Annotated in this window: 14 protein-coding genes and 1 riboswitch; of the genes, 7 read left to right on the forward strand and 7 right to left on the reverse strand. The window is 62.6% G+C overall.

Going from position 1 to position 16,529, the window contains the following annotated elements; all coding sequences use genetic code 11:
• Positions 1-21 precede the first annotated feature (21 nt).
• A complete protein-coding gene (locus CYR32_RS13490; protein ID WP_101825221.1) occupies positions 22-1,032 on the forward strand; it encodes a LacI family DNA-binding transcriptional regulator in 1,011 nt (336 codons plus the stop codon).
• 4 nt (positions 1,033-1,036) lie between these two features.
• On the opposite strand, the gene ygiD is transcribed toward CYR32_RS13490, so the two are convergent.
• Entirely contained in the window at positions 1,037-1,819 is a 783-nt protein-coding gene (ygiD, locus tag CYR32_RS13495) for a 4,5-DOPA-extradiol-dioxygenase (RefSeq protein ID WP_101825224.1), read from the reverse strand.
• Between the two features lie 219 nt (positions 1,820-2,038).
• Between ygiD and zupT the strand changes: the two genes are divergently transcribed.
• The gene (gene zupT, locus CYR32_RS13500) at positions 2,039-2,806 is read left to right on the forward strand and encodes a zinc transporter ZupT (RefSeq protein WP_101825226.1); all 768 of its coding nucleotides are present in this window, start codon (positions 2,039-2,041) and stop codon (positions 2,804-2,806) included.
• An 82-nt stretch (positions 2,807-2,888) separates the two neighbouring features.
• On the opposite strand, the gene ribB is transcribed toward zupT, so the two are convergent.
• Complete coding sequence (ribB, locus tag CYR32_RS13505; RefSeq protein ID WP_101825228.1) at positions 2,889-3,542, reverse strand: 3,4-dihydroxy-2-butanone-4-phosphate synthase; 654 nt, start codon at positions 3,540-3,542, stop codon at positions 2,889-2,891.
• 126 nt (positions 3,543-3,668) lie between these two features.
• Positions 3,669-3,838, reverse strand: a riboswitch (FMN riboswitch).
• A gap of 208 nt (positions 3,839-4,046) precedes the next feature.
• Between ribB and ubiK the strand changes: the two genes are divergently transcribed.
• The gene (ubiK, locus tag CYR32_RS13510) at positions 4,047-4,400 is read left to right on the forward strand and encodes a ubiquinone biosynthesis accessory factor UbiK (RefSeq protein ID WP_101825231.1); all 354 of its coding nucleotides are present in this window, start codon (positions 4,047-4,049) and stop codon (positions 4,398-4,400) included.
• A 50-nt stretch (positions 4,401-4,450) separates the two neighbouring features.
• Here ubiK and hldE read toward each other — a convergent pair whose 3' ends face one another.
• The 3 genes from hldE to CYR32_RS13525 all read right to left on the reverse strand — a co-directional run bounded on the left by hldE (position 4,451) and on the right by CYR32_RS13525 (position 10,201).
• Entirely contained in the window at positions 4,451-5,881 is a 1,431-nt protein-coding gene (gene hldE, locus CYR32_RS13515; RefSeq protein WP_101825233.1) for a bifunctional D-glycero-beta-D-manno-heptose-7-phosphate kinase/D-glycero-beta-D-manno-heptose 1-phosphate adenylyltransferase HldE, read from the reverse strand.
• Between the two features lie 123 nt (positions 5,882-6,004).
• Positions 6,005-8,830, reverse strand: coding sequence for a bifunctional [glutamate--ammonia ligase]-adenylyl-L-tyrosine phosphorylase/[glutamate--ammonia-ligase] adenylyltransferase (gene glnE / locus CYR32_RS13520; RefSeq protein WP_101825235.1), 2,826 nt, complete (start codon positions 8,828-8,830; stop codon positions 6,005-6,007).
• Positions 8,831-8,884: 54 nt separating this feature from the next.
• Entirely contained in the window at positions 8,885-10,201 is a 1,317-nt protein-coding gene (locus tag CYR32_RS13525) for a CYTH domain-containing protein (protein WP_101825238.1), read from the reverse strand.
• A 457-nt stretch (positions 10,202-10,658) separates the two neighbouring features.
• Here CYR32_RS13525 and CYR32_RS13530 point away from each other — a divergent pair, with 457 nt between their 5' ends.
• Positions 10,659-11,279 (forward strand): TIGR04211 family SH3 domain-containing protein, encoded by a 621-nt coding sequence (locus tag CYR32_RS13530; RefSeq protein ID WP_101825240.1) that lies wholly within the window; start codon positions 10,659-10,661, stop codon positions 11,277-11,279.
• A gap of 149 nt (positions 11,280-11,428) precedes the next feature.
• Positions 11,429-12,673, forward strand: a complete 1,245-nt coding sequence (locus tag CYR32_RS13535) for a multifunctional CCA addition/repair protein (protein WP_101825243.1) — start codon at positions 11,429-11,431, stop codon at positions 12,671-12,673.
• Positions 12,674-12,742: 69 nt separating this feature from the next.
• Here CYR32_RS13535 and bacA read toward each other — a convergent pair whose 3' ends face one another.
• Both bacA and folB read right to left on the reverse strand, forming a co-directional pair.
• Positions 12,743-13,561 (reverse strand): undecaprenyl-diphosphate phosphatase, encoded by an 819-nt coding sequence (bacA, locus tag CYR32_RS13540; protein WP_101825245.1) that lies wholly within the window; start codon positions 13,559-13,561, stop codon positions 12,743-12,745.
• Positions 13,562-13,691: 130 nt separating this feature from the next.
• A complete protein-coding gene (gene folB / locus CYR32_RS13545; RefSeq protein ID WP_101825304.1) occupies positions 13,692-14,051 on the reverse strand; it encodes a bifunctional dihydroneopterin aldolase/7,8-dihydroneopterin epimerase in 360 nt (119 codons plus the stop codon).
• A 107-nt stretch (positions 14,052-14,158) separates the two neighbouring features.
• Here folB and plsY point away from each other — a divergent pair, with 107 nt between their 5' ends.
• Positions 14,159-14,797 (forward strand): glycerol-3-phosphate 1-O-acyltransferase PlsY, encoded by a 639-nt coding sequence (gene plsY / locus CYR32_RS13550; RefSeq protein ID WP_101825248.1) that lies wholly within the window; start codon positions 14,159-14,161, stop codon positions 14,795-14,797.
• A 348-nt stretch (positions 14,798-15,145) separates the two neighbouring features.
• Positions 15,146-16,525 (forward strand): MFS transporter, encoded by a 1,380-nt coding sequence (locus CYR32_RS13555; protein ID WP_101825251.1) that lies wholly within the window; start codon positions 15,146-15,148, stop codon positions 16,523-16,525.
• The last annotated feature ends 4 nt before the right edge of the window (positions 16,526-16,529 follow it).

Here is a 16,529-nt window from a genome sequence, read left to right on the forward strand (position 1 = left end):
GTGAACAGAGAGGAGCACGCGATGACCAGCATGACCCTGGCCGATGTGGCCGCGCATGCCGGGGTGTCGACGGCCACGGTGTCGATGGTGCTGCGTAACCGCGGCCGTATCTCCACGGCGACCCGTCAGCGGGTACTGGCGGCGATTGATACGCTGGGGTATGTCTACAACCAGACGGCGGCCAACCTGCGTAACCGCCGCAGCAACCAGATCGGGCTGCTTTTGCATGACATCACCAACCCGTTCTATGCGGAGATGACGGCCGGGCTGAGCCAGGAGATGGAGCGCCACGATCTGATGCTGTTTCTGGCAAACAGCGAAGAGTCGGTGCCGCGCCAGCAGAAATTCGTTGAATCGTTGTTACAGCACAGCGCCGGCGGCATGGTGCTCTGCGCCGCCCGCCAGACGCCGCCGCTGTTTTTCGAAGTGCTGAAGCGGCGCAACATCCCGGCCATTATGGTGGTGCGGCCGGTCAATGACGCCTGTTTCGATTTTGTCGGTACCGATAATTTTCTCGGCACCCAGCTCGCCACCCGCCACCTGATCGCCATGGGCCACCGGCATATCGCCTTTATCGGCGGCGCGGCGGCCTCAGCCACCCGTGCACAGCGGCTGGGCGGCTACACCAGCACCCTGCTGGAAAACGGCCTGGCGATTCACCCTGACTGGATTGTGTGCTGTGATGCCGGACAGGGCGCGGGCCGCGAGGCCGCGGCGCAGCTCTTTAGGGCGCACCCGGCGATCACCGCGGCGCTCTGTTATCAGGATGTCGTGGCGTTGGGTGTGATGCAGGCGCTGCGCGCGCTGAACCTGCACGTTGGCCGCGACGTCGCGTTGATTGGCTTTGATGACATCATTGAGGCATCGCTGGTGGAACCGGGGCTGACTACCGTTTCGGTGGCGGCGCGGGAGATTGGCCGCACCGCCGGTGGGCTGCTGTTCAGCCGGATGCAGGGCAATGATGAGCCGCCGAAACGCATTATCCTGCCGCCGACGCTGGTGATCCGCGGCTCCTGTGGGTTCAGCGGCTGACCCCTTACCCGACCCGCACAGACAGCATACTCAGTGACGCCATCTCGATGCCGTCGGTGGGCGTGGTGATGGGCTCCTGCCCGTCCCAGCTGCCCAGCACATAGAGCAGCGGCAGATAGTGCTCTACCGACGGGTTAGAGAGCGCCGCCCCCTCATGTTCCATAAAATGCACCAGCGGGTGGTGGTCGCCCTGCCAGGTCAGGTTCGCTTTCACATAATTATTGAAGGATTCCGCCCAGGGGTACGCCGGGGCATCGCCCTGCCACTTCGCCATGCGCAGGTTATGCACCACATTGCCGCTCGCCACGATCAACACCCCCTGGTCACGCAGCGCGGCCAGCCTTTTCCCCAGCGCGTAGTGGTATTCCGGCGGTTGGGTGCCGTCGATGCTGAGCTGCACCACCGGCACACCGGCTTCCGGGTACATCTTGATCAATACGCCCCAGGCACCGTGGTCCAGCCCCCATTCGCCCTGATCGGCTGCGACCGGGACCGGGGCCAGCACTTGCTGGATCTGCGCAGCCAGCGCCGGTGAGCCGGGTGCCGGGTAGCGGATGTCAAACAGCGCCTGCGGGAAGCCGCCGAAATCGTGGATAGTGCGCGGCTCAGCCATCGCCGTGACGGCCGTGCCGCGGGTGTACCAGTGCGCGGAGACTGCCAGGATCGCCGTGGGCCGCGGCAGGCTGTCCGCCAGGGCGCGCCAGGCGCGGGTATGGGCGTTCTCCTGTAACGCGTTCATTGGGCTGCCGTGGCCCAGGAACAGCGCGGGCATACGTGGGGTAGTCATAAAATATCCTTGCTGCGATTATTTTGAATGCAGCGAAAGGCAAAAGCCCCTGCCGCCGATAACAAAATACGTTACTCTCTTTTACAGGGGCTTACAGCCGGATAAGCGTGAAGGAGATGTTCAGAAATTTTGAACCTTTATGCCGCCGGCAGTGCGCTTCCGGCCATGATGCCGGGCGATATGGCCCGCGGTTAATGGAATTTACTGAAAGGAGCTGTCATGTCAGTACCGCTAATCCTTACCTTGCTGGCCGGGGGAGCCACCTTTGCCGGGGCGCTGCTGGGCATTATCGGGCAGAAGCCCTCCAACCGGGTGCTGGCATTTGCCCTCGGGTTCGCTGCCGGTATTATGCTGTTAATTTCATTGATGGAGATGCTGCCCGCCGCGTTGCACACCCCGGGCATGTCACCGATGCTCGGCTACGGCATGTTTATGCTCGGCCTGCTGGGCTATTTCGCGCTCGACCGGCTGCTGCCCCACGCCCACCCACAGGATCTCACTGACGGCCAGTTATCGCCGGGCAGCCTGAAACGCACCGCCCTGCTGCTGACGCTCGGCATCAGCCTGCACAACTTCCCGGAAGGCATCGCGACCTTTGTCACGGCCAGCACCGATCTGGAGCTGGGGCTGGGCATCGCGCTGGCGGTCGCCATCCACAATATCCCGGAAGGGCTGGCGGTGGCCGGGCCGGTGTATGCCGCCACCGGCTCGAAAACCAAGGCGCTGCTCTGGTCAGGCGTCTCCGGCATGGCGGAGATCCTCGGCGGCCTGCTGGCCTTCAGCCTGCTTGGGCCGCTGGTGTCACCGGTGCTGATGGCGTCGATCATGGCGGCCGTGGCGGGGATTATGGTGGCGCTGTCGGTGGATGAGCTGATGCCGCTGGCCAAAGAGATCGACCCGAACAATAACCCAAGCTACGGCGTGCTGTGCGGCATGTCGGTAATGGGCTTCAGCCTGACCCTGCTCCAGAGCGGCGGCGCAGGCTGACGAGCGCGCCATAAACGCCGCCATAAAAAAGGGCTGCCCAACCGGCAGCCCTTTTTTCATCAACCACACTGCCCTTCGCGGATCAGCTCGCCTGGCGCGTCGCGGCCTGGCGGTATGCCACCAGATCCTCAATGGTCACCACCGGCATAGCATGCTGTTTGGCGAAAGCGATCGCCTCCGGCGCGTGGGCCATGGTGCCGTCATCGTTGGTCAGCTCGCAGAGCACGCCCATCGGTTTGAAGCCGGCCAGCGACACCAGATCGATGGTCGCTTCCGTGTGGCCGCGGCGGCTCAGCACGCCACCGTTCTGCGCGCGCAGCGGGAAGACGTGGCCGGGGCGGTTCAGGTCGCTGGGTTTCGCGTTATCGGCGGTGGCCGCGCGGATGGTGGTGATGCGGTCAGCGGCGGAGACGCCGGTGGTCACGCCTTCGGCCGCTTCAATGGTCACGGTGAACGCCGTCTGGAACTGGCTGGAGTTGTTCTCCACCATCATCGGCAGCTCAAGCTGCTGGCGGCGCTCCTCGGTCAGGCAGAGGCAGACGATGCCGCTGCCGTGGCGGATAGTCAGCGCCATCTGCTCGACGGTCATGGTTTCGGCGGCAAAAATCATGTCACCTTCGTTTTCGCGGTTTTCATCATCCAGCACCATCACGCCGCGGCCATTGCGCAGCGCATCAATTGCACGTTCAACACGTTCAACCGGCGTACCGAATTCGGAAAGTAGCGTCTGATTCATGGTAAAAAGCCTCATTAAAATTATGGATTACCAGAATCAGGGCGAGCTTAGGAGGCCAATCGCACCCAACACAGAACGGGGCGATTTAAAAAATAACGCAATGCGGGCGTCATGCCCGGCAACAGCCGTTACTCTCTCCCATCCGGACTATAACCGTCGGCCCCGGAATTACACCGGATCTGCTGTCCTTACGCTGTGAAAGCCGCAAGCGCTCGCGGGCTTCCATACCGGCCATTGATAGCCGTGGTGTATGGTTTACCGCCGGTGGGGACTTTCACCCCGCCCTGAGAATAAGCGTGATCACTATAGCGCCAATGTTTTAACAGGGCAATTCACGTTTTTCGCTAAGCTTTGCTGCTTTTCATGGCAAATTCGCCGGGGCCGCGGCCGGTTTATCTGATTCATCCGCTGAATCATTTGCAAGGGTTTATCCCATGCCGAACTCGGATTACACTACGCTTAAAAGAACGCTTAAGATAATTTTATCCAAACAAGGGAACGATCATGATTGACCCGAAAAAAATAGAACAAATTGCACGTCAGGTGCATGAGTCCATGCCGAAAGGCATCCGCGACTTCGGGGGCGATGTCGAGAAGAAGATCCGGCAAGTGCTGCAATCCCAGCTGACCCGCCTTGATTTGGTCAACCGCGAAGAGTTCGACGTGCAGACCCAGGTGTTGCTGCGCACCCGCGAAAAGCTGGCGCTGCTGGAACAACGCCTGGAAGCGCTGGAAAGCCGGCAGGTCACCCCGCCGACGGCGGTGATCCCGGAGAGCTCTGTGATTAGCGAACCCACCGCCGCGCCGGAAATCATCGTGACCCCGGACAGCCCGCCGGCACCATCGGACAAACAGTAAGCCATAAAAAAAGGACACCCTCAGGTGTCCTTTTTTGTCAGGGCAGCCTGTCAGCCACGCCCCTCTTTGATCGATTTGATGATGTTGGTGGTGGAGCAGCCATCTTCAAAGTTCAGCACGCGCACGTCACCGCCTGCGGCCCACACCTCTTTGCTGCCGGCGATCTCATGCGGCTGGTAGTCGCCGCCTTTCACCAGCAGGTCAGGCAGGATCTCCGCGATCAGGCGCTGCGGCGTATCCTCTTCAAACAGCACCACCCAGTCCACCGCTTCCAGCGCGCTGAGCACGATCATGCGCTGCGTTTCCGGGTTCACCGGGCGGGACTCGCCCTTGAGCCGTTTGGTGGAGGCGTCGCTGTTCATCGCCACAATCAGGCGGTCGCCCAGCTTGCGCGCGTTGGCGAGGTAGGAGACGTGCCCGGCGTGCAGGATGTCAAACACCCCGTTGGTCATCACCACTTTCTCACCGCGTTTGCGGGCATCCGCCACCGCCTGCTTCAGCTCCGCTTCGGTCATGATGCCGAAGCCGCTCTCCGCGCGGCCGTGGATGGCGTTCTCCAGCTCCACCGGGGAGACGGTGGAGGTGCCGAGCTTGCCGACCACCACACCCGCTGCGGCATTCGACAGGAAGCAGGACTCCTCCAGCGAATTGCCCGCCGCCAGCGCGGCCGCCAGCACACCGATCACCGTATCGCCGGCACCGGTCACGTCGTAGACTTCCTGCGCTTCCGTCGGCAGGTGCAGCGGCGCTTTGCCCGGCTGCAACAGCGTCATGCCCTGCTCGGAGCGGGTCACCAGCAGCGCCGACAGGTCGAAATCGGCAATCAGTTGCATGCCGCGTTCCACCAGCTGCGCCTCATCTTTGCAGCGGCCTACCACGGCCTCAAACTCAGAGAGGTTCGGCGTCAGCAGCGTGGCACCGCGGTAGCGTTCAAAATCGTTGCCTTTGGGATCGATCAGCACCGGCACGCCTGCGGCGTTCGCCAGCACGATCATCGCCTGCACATCGGCCAGCGCCCCTTTGCCGTAGTCGGAGAGCACCAGCGCGCCGCAGGTGGGCAGTGCCTGTTGCATCCGCGCCAGCATCGGCTGCGGGTCAACGCCCTCAAACCCCTCTTCGAAATCGAGGCGAATCAGCTGCTGGTTGCGTGACAACACGCGCAGCTTGGTGATGGTCGGGTGGGTCGGCACCGCGACGAAATCACACTGCACATTCACTTCGCCCAGCTTGGCATTCAGCGCGCGCGCGGCGTCATCCACGCCGGTTAACCCCACCAGGCGCGACGCCGCCCCCAGGGAGGCGATGTTCATCGCCACGTTGGCCGCACCACCGGGACGCTCCTCAATGGTATCGACTTTTACTACCGGTACCGGGGCTTCCGGCGAGATACGGCTGGTCGGCCCGTACCAGTAGCGATCCAACATGACATCACCAACCACCAGCACACCGGCACGGCGAAAATCAGGCAGTGTTACTTTCATCCCATACTCCAGACTGATCAAAACTGAAAAATTCGCGTGATATTAACATAAGCGCGGTTTATCCCCGCGCTCGCAGGCAACAGATTTATGACATTCTGCGGGCATCCCCCGCCCCTGTGCCGCTTACCCCAGCCACGCCTGCCAGCTCCGGCGCACCTGCTGCCGCTCCGCCTCAAACTGGCCGGTGGCCACCTTGCCGGAGAGCGCCTGCAACGCCAGGTGGTGGATCTCGTCACGCAGGGTCACGTAGGCGTGGGTCAGGGCAGCGGCCTCCTGCTCGTCCATGATCCGGTACTGCGCCATCAGGGCAAAAATCCGCACATTGTCTGACCAGCGGGTCAGCGCCGTTTCGTCTGCGGCGTAGCGTAGGACAAGATATTGCGCGATGAATTCAATATCGGTGATGCCGCCGGGGTCAGATTTCAGGTCAAACCGGTCCGGCTGCTTGCTGGCGAGGTGCGTCACCATCTTCTGGCGCATCTCGCGCACCTCCTGCCGCAGGGTGTCGCCGTCGCGGCGGCGGCACAGGATCTCCCGGCGGATCGCGTCAAACTGCCGGTGGATTTGCGGGTCACCATAGACGATGCGCGCCCGCACCAGCGCCTGATGCTCCCACGTCCAGGCGTCGTGCTCTTGATAGAGGGCGAACGCCTCCACGGTGCTTACCAGCATCCCGGCCGCGCCGGAGGGGCGCAGGCGGGCATCGACCTCATACAGAATGCCGGAGGAGGTGCGGGTGCTGAACAGGTGCATAATGCGCTGCGCCAGCCGCAGGTAGAACTGGCGGCCGTCGATGCTGCGCGCGCCGAGGGTCATCACCTCTTCCGGGCAGTCGAGCAGGAACACCAGATCGAGATCGGAGCTGTAGCCCAGCTCCCAGCCGCCCAGTTTGCCGTACCCGATCACCGCAAAGCCGCGCCCGTCGCGCCCCGCCAGGTGCGACGGCTCGCCGTAGCGCGCCACCATCTGGTTCCACGCCTGCTGCACTACGCTCTCGATCATCGCCTCAGCCAGATAGGTGAGGTGATCGCTGACTTTCATCACCGGCAGCACCCCGGCGATGTCCGCCGCCGCGATGCGCAACAGCTGTGCCTGTTTGAACTGGCGCATCGCCTCAAGGTGCTGCTCCTCCTCCTCTTCCGGCACCCGCATCAGGTATTGCCGCAATTCATCGCGGTAGGCATCCGGGGCAATCGGCTGATAGAGGGTCTGCGGGTCGAGCAGCTCATCAAGCAGCAGCGGGTAGCGCGCCAGCTGGTCAGCCACCATCGGCGAGGCATCACACAGGCGGATCAGCTGTTTCAGTGCGCCGGGGTACTCCACCAGCAGCTCGATATAGGTGGTGCGCGTGACGATGTTCAGCAGCAGCGGCGTCAGGCGCGCCAGCGTCGCATCCGCATGGGGGTAAGCGCACACTTCCATCAGCAGGCGCGGCATCAGCAGGTCGAGCATCTCACGCCCGCGCGGGCCGATGGTGCGCTTGTCCATATCCAGCCGGAAATCACGCAGGCTGCGCAGCAGCTGCGCCTGGCGCGGCGCGGCGAGCTGCGGCACCAGCGGCGCGAGTTCGCTCTCCTCCAGCGCATCATTCCACAGGCTGGTGTAGTGCTCCGGCACGCCGTTTTCCCCCTGCTCCGGCGCGTCATCACCAATCAGCTGGTCAAACACCGCCCGCACCGCCTGCATATGGGCATCCGTGTCGGCCATAAGCTGCGGCCAGCCCGTTTTCTGCATCCCCCACGCCAGCCGCGCCTGATTCAGGGCGTCCGTGGGCAGGGTCTGGGTCTGTTCATCGGCAATCGCCTGCAACAGGTTCTCCAGCCGCCGCAGGAACAGGTAGGCCTCACGCAGATCGGCCACCTGCGACTGCGGCAGCAGCCCCAGTTCGCCCAGCGCCTGCAGGGTCGGCAGCAGCGCGCGCTGTTGCAGCAGCGGCTCGCGCCCGCCGCGGATCAGCTGGAACACCTGCACGATAAACTCAATCTCGCGGATGCCGCCCGCCCCAAGCTTGATGTTGTCTTTCAGGCCGCGCCGCCGCACTTCGCGCGCAATCATCCCTTTCATGTTGCGCAGGGATTGGATCACGCTGAAGTCGATGTAGCGCCGGAACACGAACGGCTTCAGCATTTTGCGCAGCTCCTGGCTGTAGGCGTCGTCCGCCCCGCCCATCAGCCGCGCTTTCACCATCGCGTAGCGCTCCCAGTCCCGCCCCTGCTCCTGGTAGTAATCCTCCAGCGCCGGGAAACTCATCACCAGCGGGCCGCTGTCGCCGAACGGCCGCAGGCGCATATCCACGCGGTAGACGAAGCCGTCCACGGTGGGCTGGTCGAGCGCCTTGATCAGCCGCTGCCCCAGCCGGGTAAAGAACTGGGCGTTGTCCAGCACCCGCCGCCCGCCGCGGGTTTCGCCGTTTTCCGGGTAGGCGAAGATCAGGTCGATGTCGGAGGAGAAGTTGAGTTCACCGCCGCCCAGCTTGCCCATGCCGAGGATCAGCAGCGGCTGCGGCTCGCCCTGCGCATTGGAGGGCGTGCCCCAGTCACGGCAGCAGGCGGCGTAGAGCCAGTCACGCGCCGCGACGATCAACGTCTCAGCCAGTGTGCTGAGCTGTTGCAGGGTCTGCCCGGTGCTGCTCGCCTGCAACGCCTGCGACCAGGCGATGCGCGTCATGATCCGGCGGCGGAACTGCCGCAATTCGCGCATCAGCGCGGTTTCCTCTGTCACCCCGGCCAGCGCTTCAGCCAGCCAGCCGGCGTAGTGTTGCCACTCCTCCGGCTGCGGCGGGGCCGCCTGCAAAGCCGGCAGCCAGTCGGGGTGGGCGGCCAGGCTGTCACTGACAAAATCGCTGAGCGCCAGCACGCTTACCGCCTGTGGCGTCAGGGTGGCCGGGTCAGGCAGGCGGGCGGCCTGCGCGTCAGCATGCGCACGCAGCAGGGAGGGCAGAGGTAACATGTCAAATTCCTTAGTGAGAAAAGCCCGCACAAGGCGGGCCGGAAATCAGGGGAATCAGTCAGCTTTGGCAGGGGCACCATTCAGCCAGAAGGCGGGTTGCTGCACCGCATGTTTGCGGGCGGCCTCCAGCCAGGCCTGCTGCTGTTGCACAATGGATTGTTGCAGCGCCTGCCAGTTTTCGATGTAGCCTTGCCAGGCGCTTTGCGGGTAGGCCCCGGCCAGCAGGTGCAGGGCGATGATCTGGCGGGTCAGGCGCGGTAACTGGTCGCGGTAGCCTTCGTCCGTCAGCGGCTGGCTGAACGCCTCTTTAATGTCGGCGGCCACGCGGCTCAGCATGATGTCGGCGAAACGCTTAAAGGAGCCGTCGAGTTTTTTGCGGCTCTTCTCATCAACGAAGGTGCGCCACTCCGCATTGGCGAGATAGCGGGTAAGCGCTAACTTGCATTTCAGGTAGTCTGTGCTGAAGCAGAGCGCGGCGGCATTCGCTTCCGGCTCCGCCAGCTGCGGCTCCAGCGCATTGAACTGGTTACGCAGCTCGCTGGTGGCCTTGCGCGGCACCAGCCCGCCAAACAGCGCCAGCGCCTGGCGCACCATGCCCAGCGCCTCAATCATCGCATGGCGTGCCTGCTTGTCACCGCGCAACCACAGCTCCTCATGATACTGCCAGTGGCTGAGCGCCTGCTCCAGCACGCCCGCCATGCCCTGCTCCACCGTGGCCTTGGCCGGCGGCGTCCAGACCGGGATAGGGCGGATTTTGCGCGCGCCGTTGCCCCGCGCCAGCCAGAAGCCGCGCGCCGCCTTGCTGAAACCGCCCTGGCGCAGGCCGCCCTCTTCACCCAGCCAGGCGGCCAGGTGCAGCAGGTCTGCCACGTTGCCCTCTTTCAGCTCCAGCTCAATCTCCGCCAGCGGCTCGCTCAGTTCACCGGCCTGCACCGCGCCCTGGTCGAGCGCAATCTCAATCTCGCTCTGCTGGTACGTGACGACCCACTTTTCACGCATGAAATCGGTTTTGAACAGCGGTTGCAACTCCGCCTGAAGCATCGCCACGTCGCACCCTTCCGGCCAGATCTCCGCCGGGAAGCGCGCCAGATCCAGCACCGGCTCCTCCAGCGGGATGTTGTACTCCGGCCGCTGGTGCAGCCCGCCCACCACCTTCCCGCTGGTTTTCACCGTCATCTCATACTGGCCGTCAAAGCCACGGATGCGCAGCCCGATGCCCTGCTCACGCAGGGTGTTGTCTGCGGTTTCGTAATAGATGTTGGTCAGCTGCTGCGGGGCGCTGTGCCGGCTTTTCAGGGTAGAAACTTTGCCCGGCAATGCCGCGATGGCCTCCGGCGCAGCAATAAATTTCAGTTCAATTTCTACAGTCATGGTTTTTTCACACCGAAGTTTTCCGGCACCGCCGCGGCAGCCGGGCGGGCCTGAGAGGGGCAGCCCCACCCGGGGGCTGGTGCCATATGGCCGACTAAGCATTCACTAAGCCATTTATTTTACTAAATAGTATCGCAAGAGCCGCAATGAGTCTCGCGCCGCACAGGCCCCCGCGCGGTTACCTACGAAACTTTTTTGCCCTGCCCGCTGTCAGATTACCGATGACGCCACCGCTGCGCTGTCGCGCATTCACCGGGCACTTCCGCACAACCCCCGGGAAATTTCGCTTAAGTACGGGGTTCCTGCCGGAGTGGCCGGTAAAGGCGTGATTGCCTGTGGCACAGACGGCGGCCGGCAGCAGGATAGTAAGATAGTTCTCATTCCGGTTTTTGCGTTGCGTCGTCACACTTAACTTATTAGTATCGTTCCCCTAAATTTAGCCAAATACGATGGAATAATGCAGAAATTACGCCTGATTTGCCTTACTTTGCTCACTTTGAGCGTCACCTGGGGCGCCCATGCCGAAGAAAAGCGCTATATCTCCGATGAACTGAATACCTACGTTCACAGCGGCCCCGGCAACCAATACCGTATCGTCGGCACGTTGAACGCCGGTGACGAAGTTACCCTGCTGAGCACCAATGACAGCACCCATTACGGCCAGATTCAGGACAGCAAAGGGCGCACCACCTGGATCCCGCTGGACCAGCTCAGCGAGCAGCCGAGCCTGCGCACCCGGGTCCCGGCGCTGGAGCAGCAGGTCAAAACCCTGACCGACAAGCTGACCAACATCGACAGCAGCTGGAACCAGCGCACCGCTGAGATGCAGCATAAAGTCGCAGCCAGTGACGGCATCATCAACGGCCTGAAAAGCGAAAACCAGAAGCTGAAAGATCAGCTGATCGTGGCGGATAAAAAGGTCAATGCGGTGAACGTCCAGCTGGATGACAAGCAGCGCACCATTATCCTGCAATGGTTTATGTACGGCGGCGGCGTGCTCGGTGCCGGCCTGATCCTCGGCCTGCTGTTGCCGCACCTGATCCCAAGCCGCAAGAAAAAAGATCGCTGGATGAGCTGAGGCCCCGCTGCCTCCCCCGCTTTTTGCACGTCAGGGCACATCCGTGCCCTTTTGTCTTTCCCGCACGCACCACGCTACACTGAAAGCAGTTACCTTGCCGGTACGACGGGCTTCCCGTTGCCCGGCCGTCATCATGTCAGGAGTTAAACGTGAAGATTTACCTGGTGGGCGGTGCCGTCCGCGACGCGTTACTGCATCTTCCGGTCACCGAGCAGGATTGGGTGGTGGTCGGTGCCACACCCGACCAGCTGCTTGCGCAGGGTTACCAGCAGGTCGGCCGCGATTTCCCGGTGTTCCTGCACCCGGTCAGCCGTGAGGAGTATGCGCTGGCGCGCACCGAGCGGAAATCGGGCAATGGCTATACCGGGTTTGAGTGCCATGCCGCACCGGATGTGACCCTGGAGCAGGATCTGCTGCGCCGCGACCTGACGATCAACGCCATCGCCCGCGACGCGCACGGCACACTGATCGACCCGTACCACGGCGTGCGTGACCTGAATGACCGGGTGCTGCGCCACGTCTCCGCCGCCTTCAGCGAAGACCCCTTACGGGTGCTGCGGGTGGCGCGGTTTGCCGCCCGCTTCGCCCACCTCGGCTTTACCGTCGCGCCGGAAACCCAGGCGCTGATGCAGGAGATGGCCCGCGGCGGCGAGCTGGCACACCTGACGCCGGAGCGGGTCTGGAAGGAGACGGAGAAAGCGTTGCTGACGCCGGACCCGCAGGTCTATTTCCAGGTGCTGCGCGACTGCGGCGCGCTGAAGGTGCTGTTCCCGGAGGTCGACCGGCTGTTTGGCGTACCGGCCCCGGCGAAGTGGCACCCGGAGATCGACACCGGCATCCATACGCTGATGACGCTGAAAATCGCCGCCCAGCTCAGCCCGGAGGTGGATGTGCGCTTCTCGGCGCTCTGCCATGACCTCGGCAAAGGGCTGACGCCGCCGGAGCACTGGCCGCACCACCCCGGCCACGGCCCGGCCGGGGTCACGCTGGTCGACGAGGTCTGTCGCCGCCTGCGGGTGCCGAACCCGGTGCGCGATCTGGCGCTGCTGGTGGCGGAGCACCATGACCTGATCCACACCATCAACCGGCTGCGGCCGGAGACGCTGCTCAAGCTGTTCGACAGCATTGATGTGTGGCGTAAACCGCAGCGGCTGGAGCAGATGATCCTCACCAGCGAAGCGGATGCCCGCGGCCGCACCGGGCTGGAGAACAACCCTTACCCGCAGGGCGACTACCTGCGCGCTGCGTATCGCGCGGCTCACAGCGTCTCGATCAAAGAGGTGCTGGATGCCGGTTTCCAGGGCACGGCGATCCGCGACGAACTGCGCCGCCGCCGCATCACCGCGCTCACCGACTGGAAGCAGCAGCAACAGCTGTTGCCGGTGGAGGGGTAAACCTGACTCTCCCGCCCATAAAAAAAGCCCCGCAATGCGGGGCTTTTTTCTGTCACGGGGTCAGGGGGCTCAGAAGAAGACCATATAGAGCACACCGGCCACGATAAAGCGGTAGATGGCGAACGGGACAAAGGAGAAGCGTTTGATCACCGCCAGGAAGGTTTTGATGGCGATCAGGGCCACCACGAAGGCGGTGATAAAGCCCACGGCAAACATCGGCAGGTCAGCCATGCTGAGGAAACCCAGGCTCTTGTAGAGGTCAAGGATACTGGCACCCAGCATCATCGGTACCGCCAGGATGAACGAGAACTCCGACGCCGCATAACGGCTGACGCCCATCAGCATCCCGCCTGAAATCGTCGCCCCGGAGCGCGAGAAGCCCGGCCACAGCGCCAGGCACTGGAAGCAGCCAATCATAAACGCCTGACGGTAGGTGATGTCATCCAGCCCCGGCGAACGCGGCTGTTTCGGCTTCAGCCACTCCGCGACCAGCAGCAGCACACCGCCCACCACCAGCGCATACATCACGTTCTCGACTTCAAACAGCGCTTTGATTTTGTCATGCAGCGCCAGGCCAATCACCACCGCCGGGAGCATCCCCAACAGGATATGGATAAGCGTCAGCCGCCCTTTGGTCACGCCCTCATGCGGCACCTGGCCGAAGTGGATGCCGATAAGCCCGAACAGGCGGCGCCAGAACATCACCACCACGGCCAGAATCGACCCTAACTGGATAATCACTTCAAAGAATTTGGCTTTGTCACCGGTAAAGCCGAGCCAACTGCCTACGATGATCATATGCCCGGTAGAGGATACCGGCAGGAACTCCGTCAGCCCTTCAACCACGCCCAGAATAAACGCCACCACCAACGAATGAACATCCGTCATGAAATCTTCCTTTCCCCTAAAATTAACGTCATAAAAAAGCGGCATAAGGAGATGCCGCTAAATTTCTTCACGTTATGACCAGCTTACCGGCCGTTGGTTTCATTTCAGTGACATTTTGCTGGCCGCAGAATCAGTGCCGGCGACTGCCACGCTCAATGATCACCCCAACCCGCGCCGCCTGTGCGACCGCGCCGGGCTTACTGACCTTAATACGTACCCACGGGGATTTGAAGCGTGTGAGCAACAATTCAGATACTTCCTCTGCCACCCGCTCCACCAGCGCAAAGCGTTGGCCTTCAACATGCTGCAAAATCGCCTGGCTGACATCGGCATAGCTCAGGCAGTCGTTGACGTCATCACTGGCAGCGGCCGGGCGGTTGTCCCACGCCATTTCAATATCAAACACCAGCTTCTGCTGAATGGTCTGCTCCCAGTCGTAAACGCCGATGGTGGTGATCACGGTGAGCTGTTCTATAAATACGATGTCCATCATCTCATTCTCTGTTTTTGGCGCGGCCGGATACCACTTCCAGCGGAATATACGTATTATCCATAGATGCTGCGATTAAAACGACCCCTAATGAACGGAACCACGTTATGAGTGCTACCGCGCTTGGGATGATTATCCTCGCGTACCTGTGTGGCTCAATTTCCAGTGCTATTCTGGTGTGCCGCATCGCCCGCCTGCCCGATCCGCGCCTGAGCGGCTCCGGCAACCCGGGTGCCACCAACGTCCTGCGCATCGGCGGGCGGGCTGCCGCTGCCGCAGTGCTGATCTTCGATGTGCTGAAAGGGATGCTGCCGGTCTGGCTGGCCTATAAATCCCACGTGCCGCCCTTCTACCTCGGCCTGACGGCGATTGCCGCCTGCCTCGGCCACATCTGGCCGGTGTTCTTCCATTTCCGCGGCGGCAAAGGGGTGGCGACGGCGTTCGGGGCGATCGCGCCGATTGGCTGGGACCTGACCGGCCTGGTCACCGGCACCTGGCTGCTGACGGTGCTGCTGAGCGGTTACTCCTCGCTGGGGGCGATCGTCAGCGCGCTGATTGCGCCGTTCTACGTCTGGTGGTTCAAGCCGCAGTTCACTTTCCCGGTGGCGATGCTCTCCTGCCTGATCCTGATGCGCCACCATGACAACATCCAGCGCCTGTGGCGCGGCCAGGAGACCAAAATCTGGCAGAAGCTGCGCAAGCGTCGCGAAGCCCGCAAAGCGGCCGCTGACCGCAAACCTTCCTGATCCCCGTGCGCCCGCGCGGCGCACGCTGCTTTCCCCCGCCCTCTGTTTCCCTGTGATCTTCCCTGCCCTGCCGCCTTTTCACTTTGCTTTCCCGGTTTTCCGACACCGCTCACCAAATAAATAAAACGCATACCTCAATCACTGTTTTACAGCAGACAAAGCCTCCTCACCTGCCTAACGTGTTAACTGCACCAAGAATAAGCCCACACATAATTTATTGATAAATTTATAAAAATAACAAAATGCGTCCCCTGCTGCGGTCAGGGTACGTGCCGCTTTCGCCGGTGGCAGCCGGCAGAATTTTTAACCCGATCACGTTATTGATAAAAAAAACAGAGAGCGTACCCGATGAGCGATCACCCGATTGTTGACGTAAAAGGCTGGATAGATTCCCGCCCCATCTCCGGCTATCAGTGGCTGGTGCTGGGGCTCTGTTTCATCATTATCATGTTTGATGGCTATGACGCGGCGGTAATGGGCTTTGTGGCCCCGGCGCTGATTGAGCAGTGGGGCATATCAAGGGCAGAGATGGGGCCGATCCTCGGCGCGGCGATGTTCGGCGTGGCGATTGGCGCGCTGATTGCCGGGCCGTGGTCAGACCGGCTCGGCCGCAAGCGGGTGCTGCTGGTTTCCGTCTTCGGGTTTGCGCTGTTCAGCCTGCTCTGCGCCTTTGCCCGCACGCCGCTGGAGATGGCGGTGCTGCGTTTCCTGGCCGGGCTGGGGCTGGGCGCGGTGATGCCCAACTGCGTGACGCTGGTGTCGGAGTATATGCCGTCGCGCCGCCGCGGGCTGACCATCGCCCTGATGTACAGCGGCTTTAATATCGGCTCCGGCGCAGGCGGGTTTATCGCCGCCGGGCTGCTGCCGGACTTCGGCTGGAAGGCGGTGCTCGCCCTCGGCGGGCTGGTGCCGCTGCTGATGCTGCCGGTGCTGATCGTCGTCCTGCCGGAGTCGGCGATGTACATGGTGGTGCGCCGCGTCAGCCGCGAGAAGATCGCCGCCGTGCTCCGGCGCGCCGGGGGCCGCTTCGCGCCCGGCACGACGTTTGTGCTGAATACCCCGGTGATCCGCAAACGTGCCGCGGTGTTGCAGCTGTTCAGCAAAGGCTATGCGGGCGGCACCCTGGTGCTCTGGATCACCTACTTTATGGGGTTGTTCGTCATCTACCTGCTGAACGGCTGGCTGCCGACCATCATGCGCACCAGTGGCTTCTCCCTGGAGCGCGCCGCGATGATCGCCGGGCTGTTCCAGCTCGGCGGCCCGCTCGGCGGGCTGCTGGTGGGCTACCTGATGGACCGCTTCGCCGCGAAATATGTCATCGGCCTCTTCTACCTGCTGGGCATGGCCTGTTTGCTGGCGCAGGGGTTCAGTGCCTTCGGCCCGGCCGTGCTGGCGGTGCTGGTGTTCTTCAGCGGCTTCTGCATCAACGGCGCGCAAAATGGGTTGCAGGGCTTCTCCCCCGCCTTCTACCCGACGGAGATGCGCGCCACCGGCGTCAGCTGGATGCACGGCATCGGCCGCAGCGGGGCGATCCTCAGCTCTTCGCTGGGCGGCGTGCTGCTGGTCACCTTCCCCGGCACCACCAGCATCTTTATTATTCTGGCGATCCCGGCCCTGCTGGCGGCGATCACCATCACCCGGCACCAGAAAGCGCATCCGCCGGAGCAGGTCAAAGGGATCGATCTCAACGATCTGCCCGCCCTCTCCCGCACCCTGAATAACCGATAACCCG

The sequence above is a fragment of the Chimaeribacter coloradensis genome (assembly GCF_002858715.1).
Classification (GTDB): Bacteria; Pseudomonadota; Gammaproteobacteria; order Enterobacterales; family Enterobacteriaceae; genus Chimaeribacter; species Chimaeribacter coloradensis.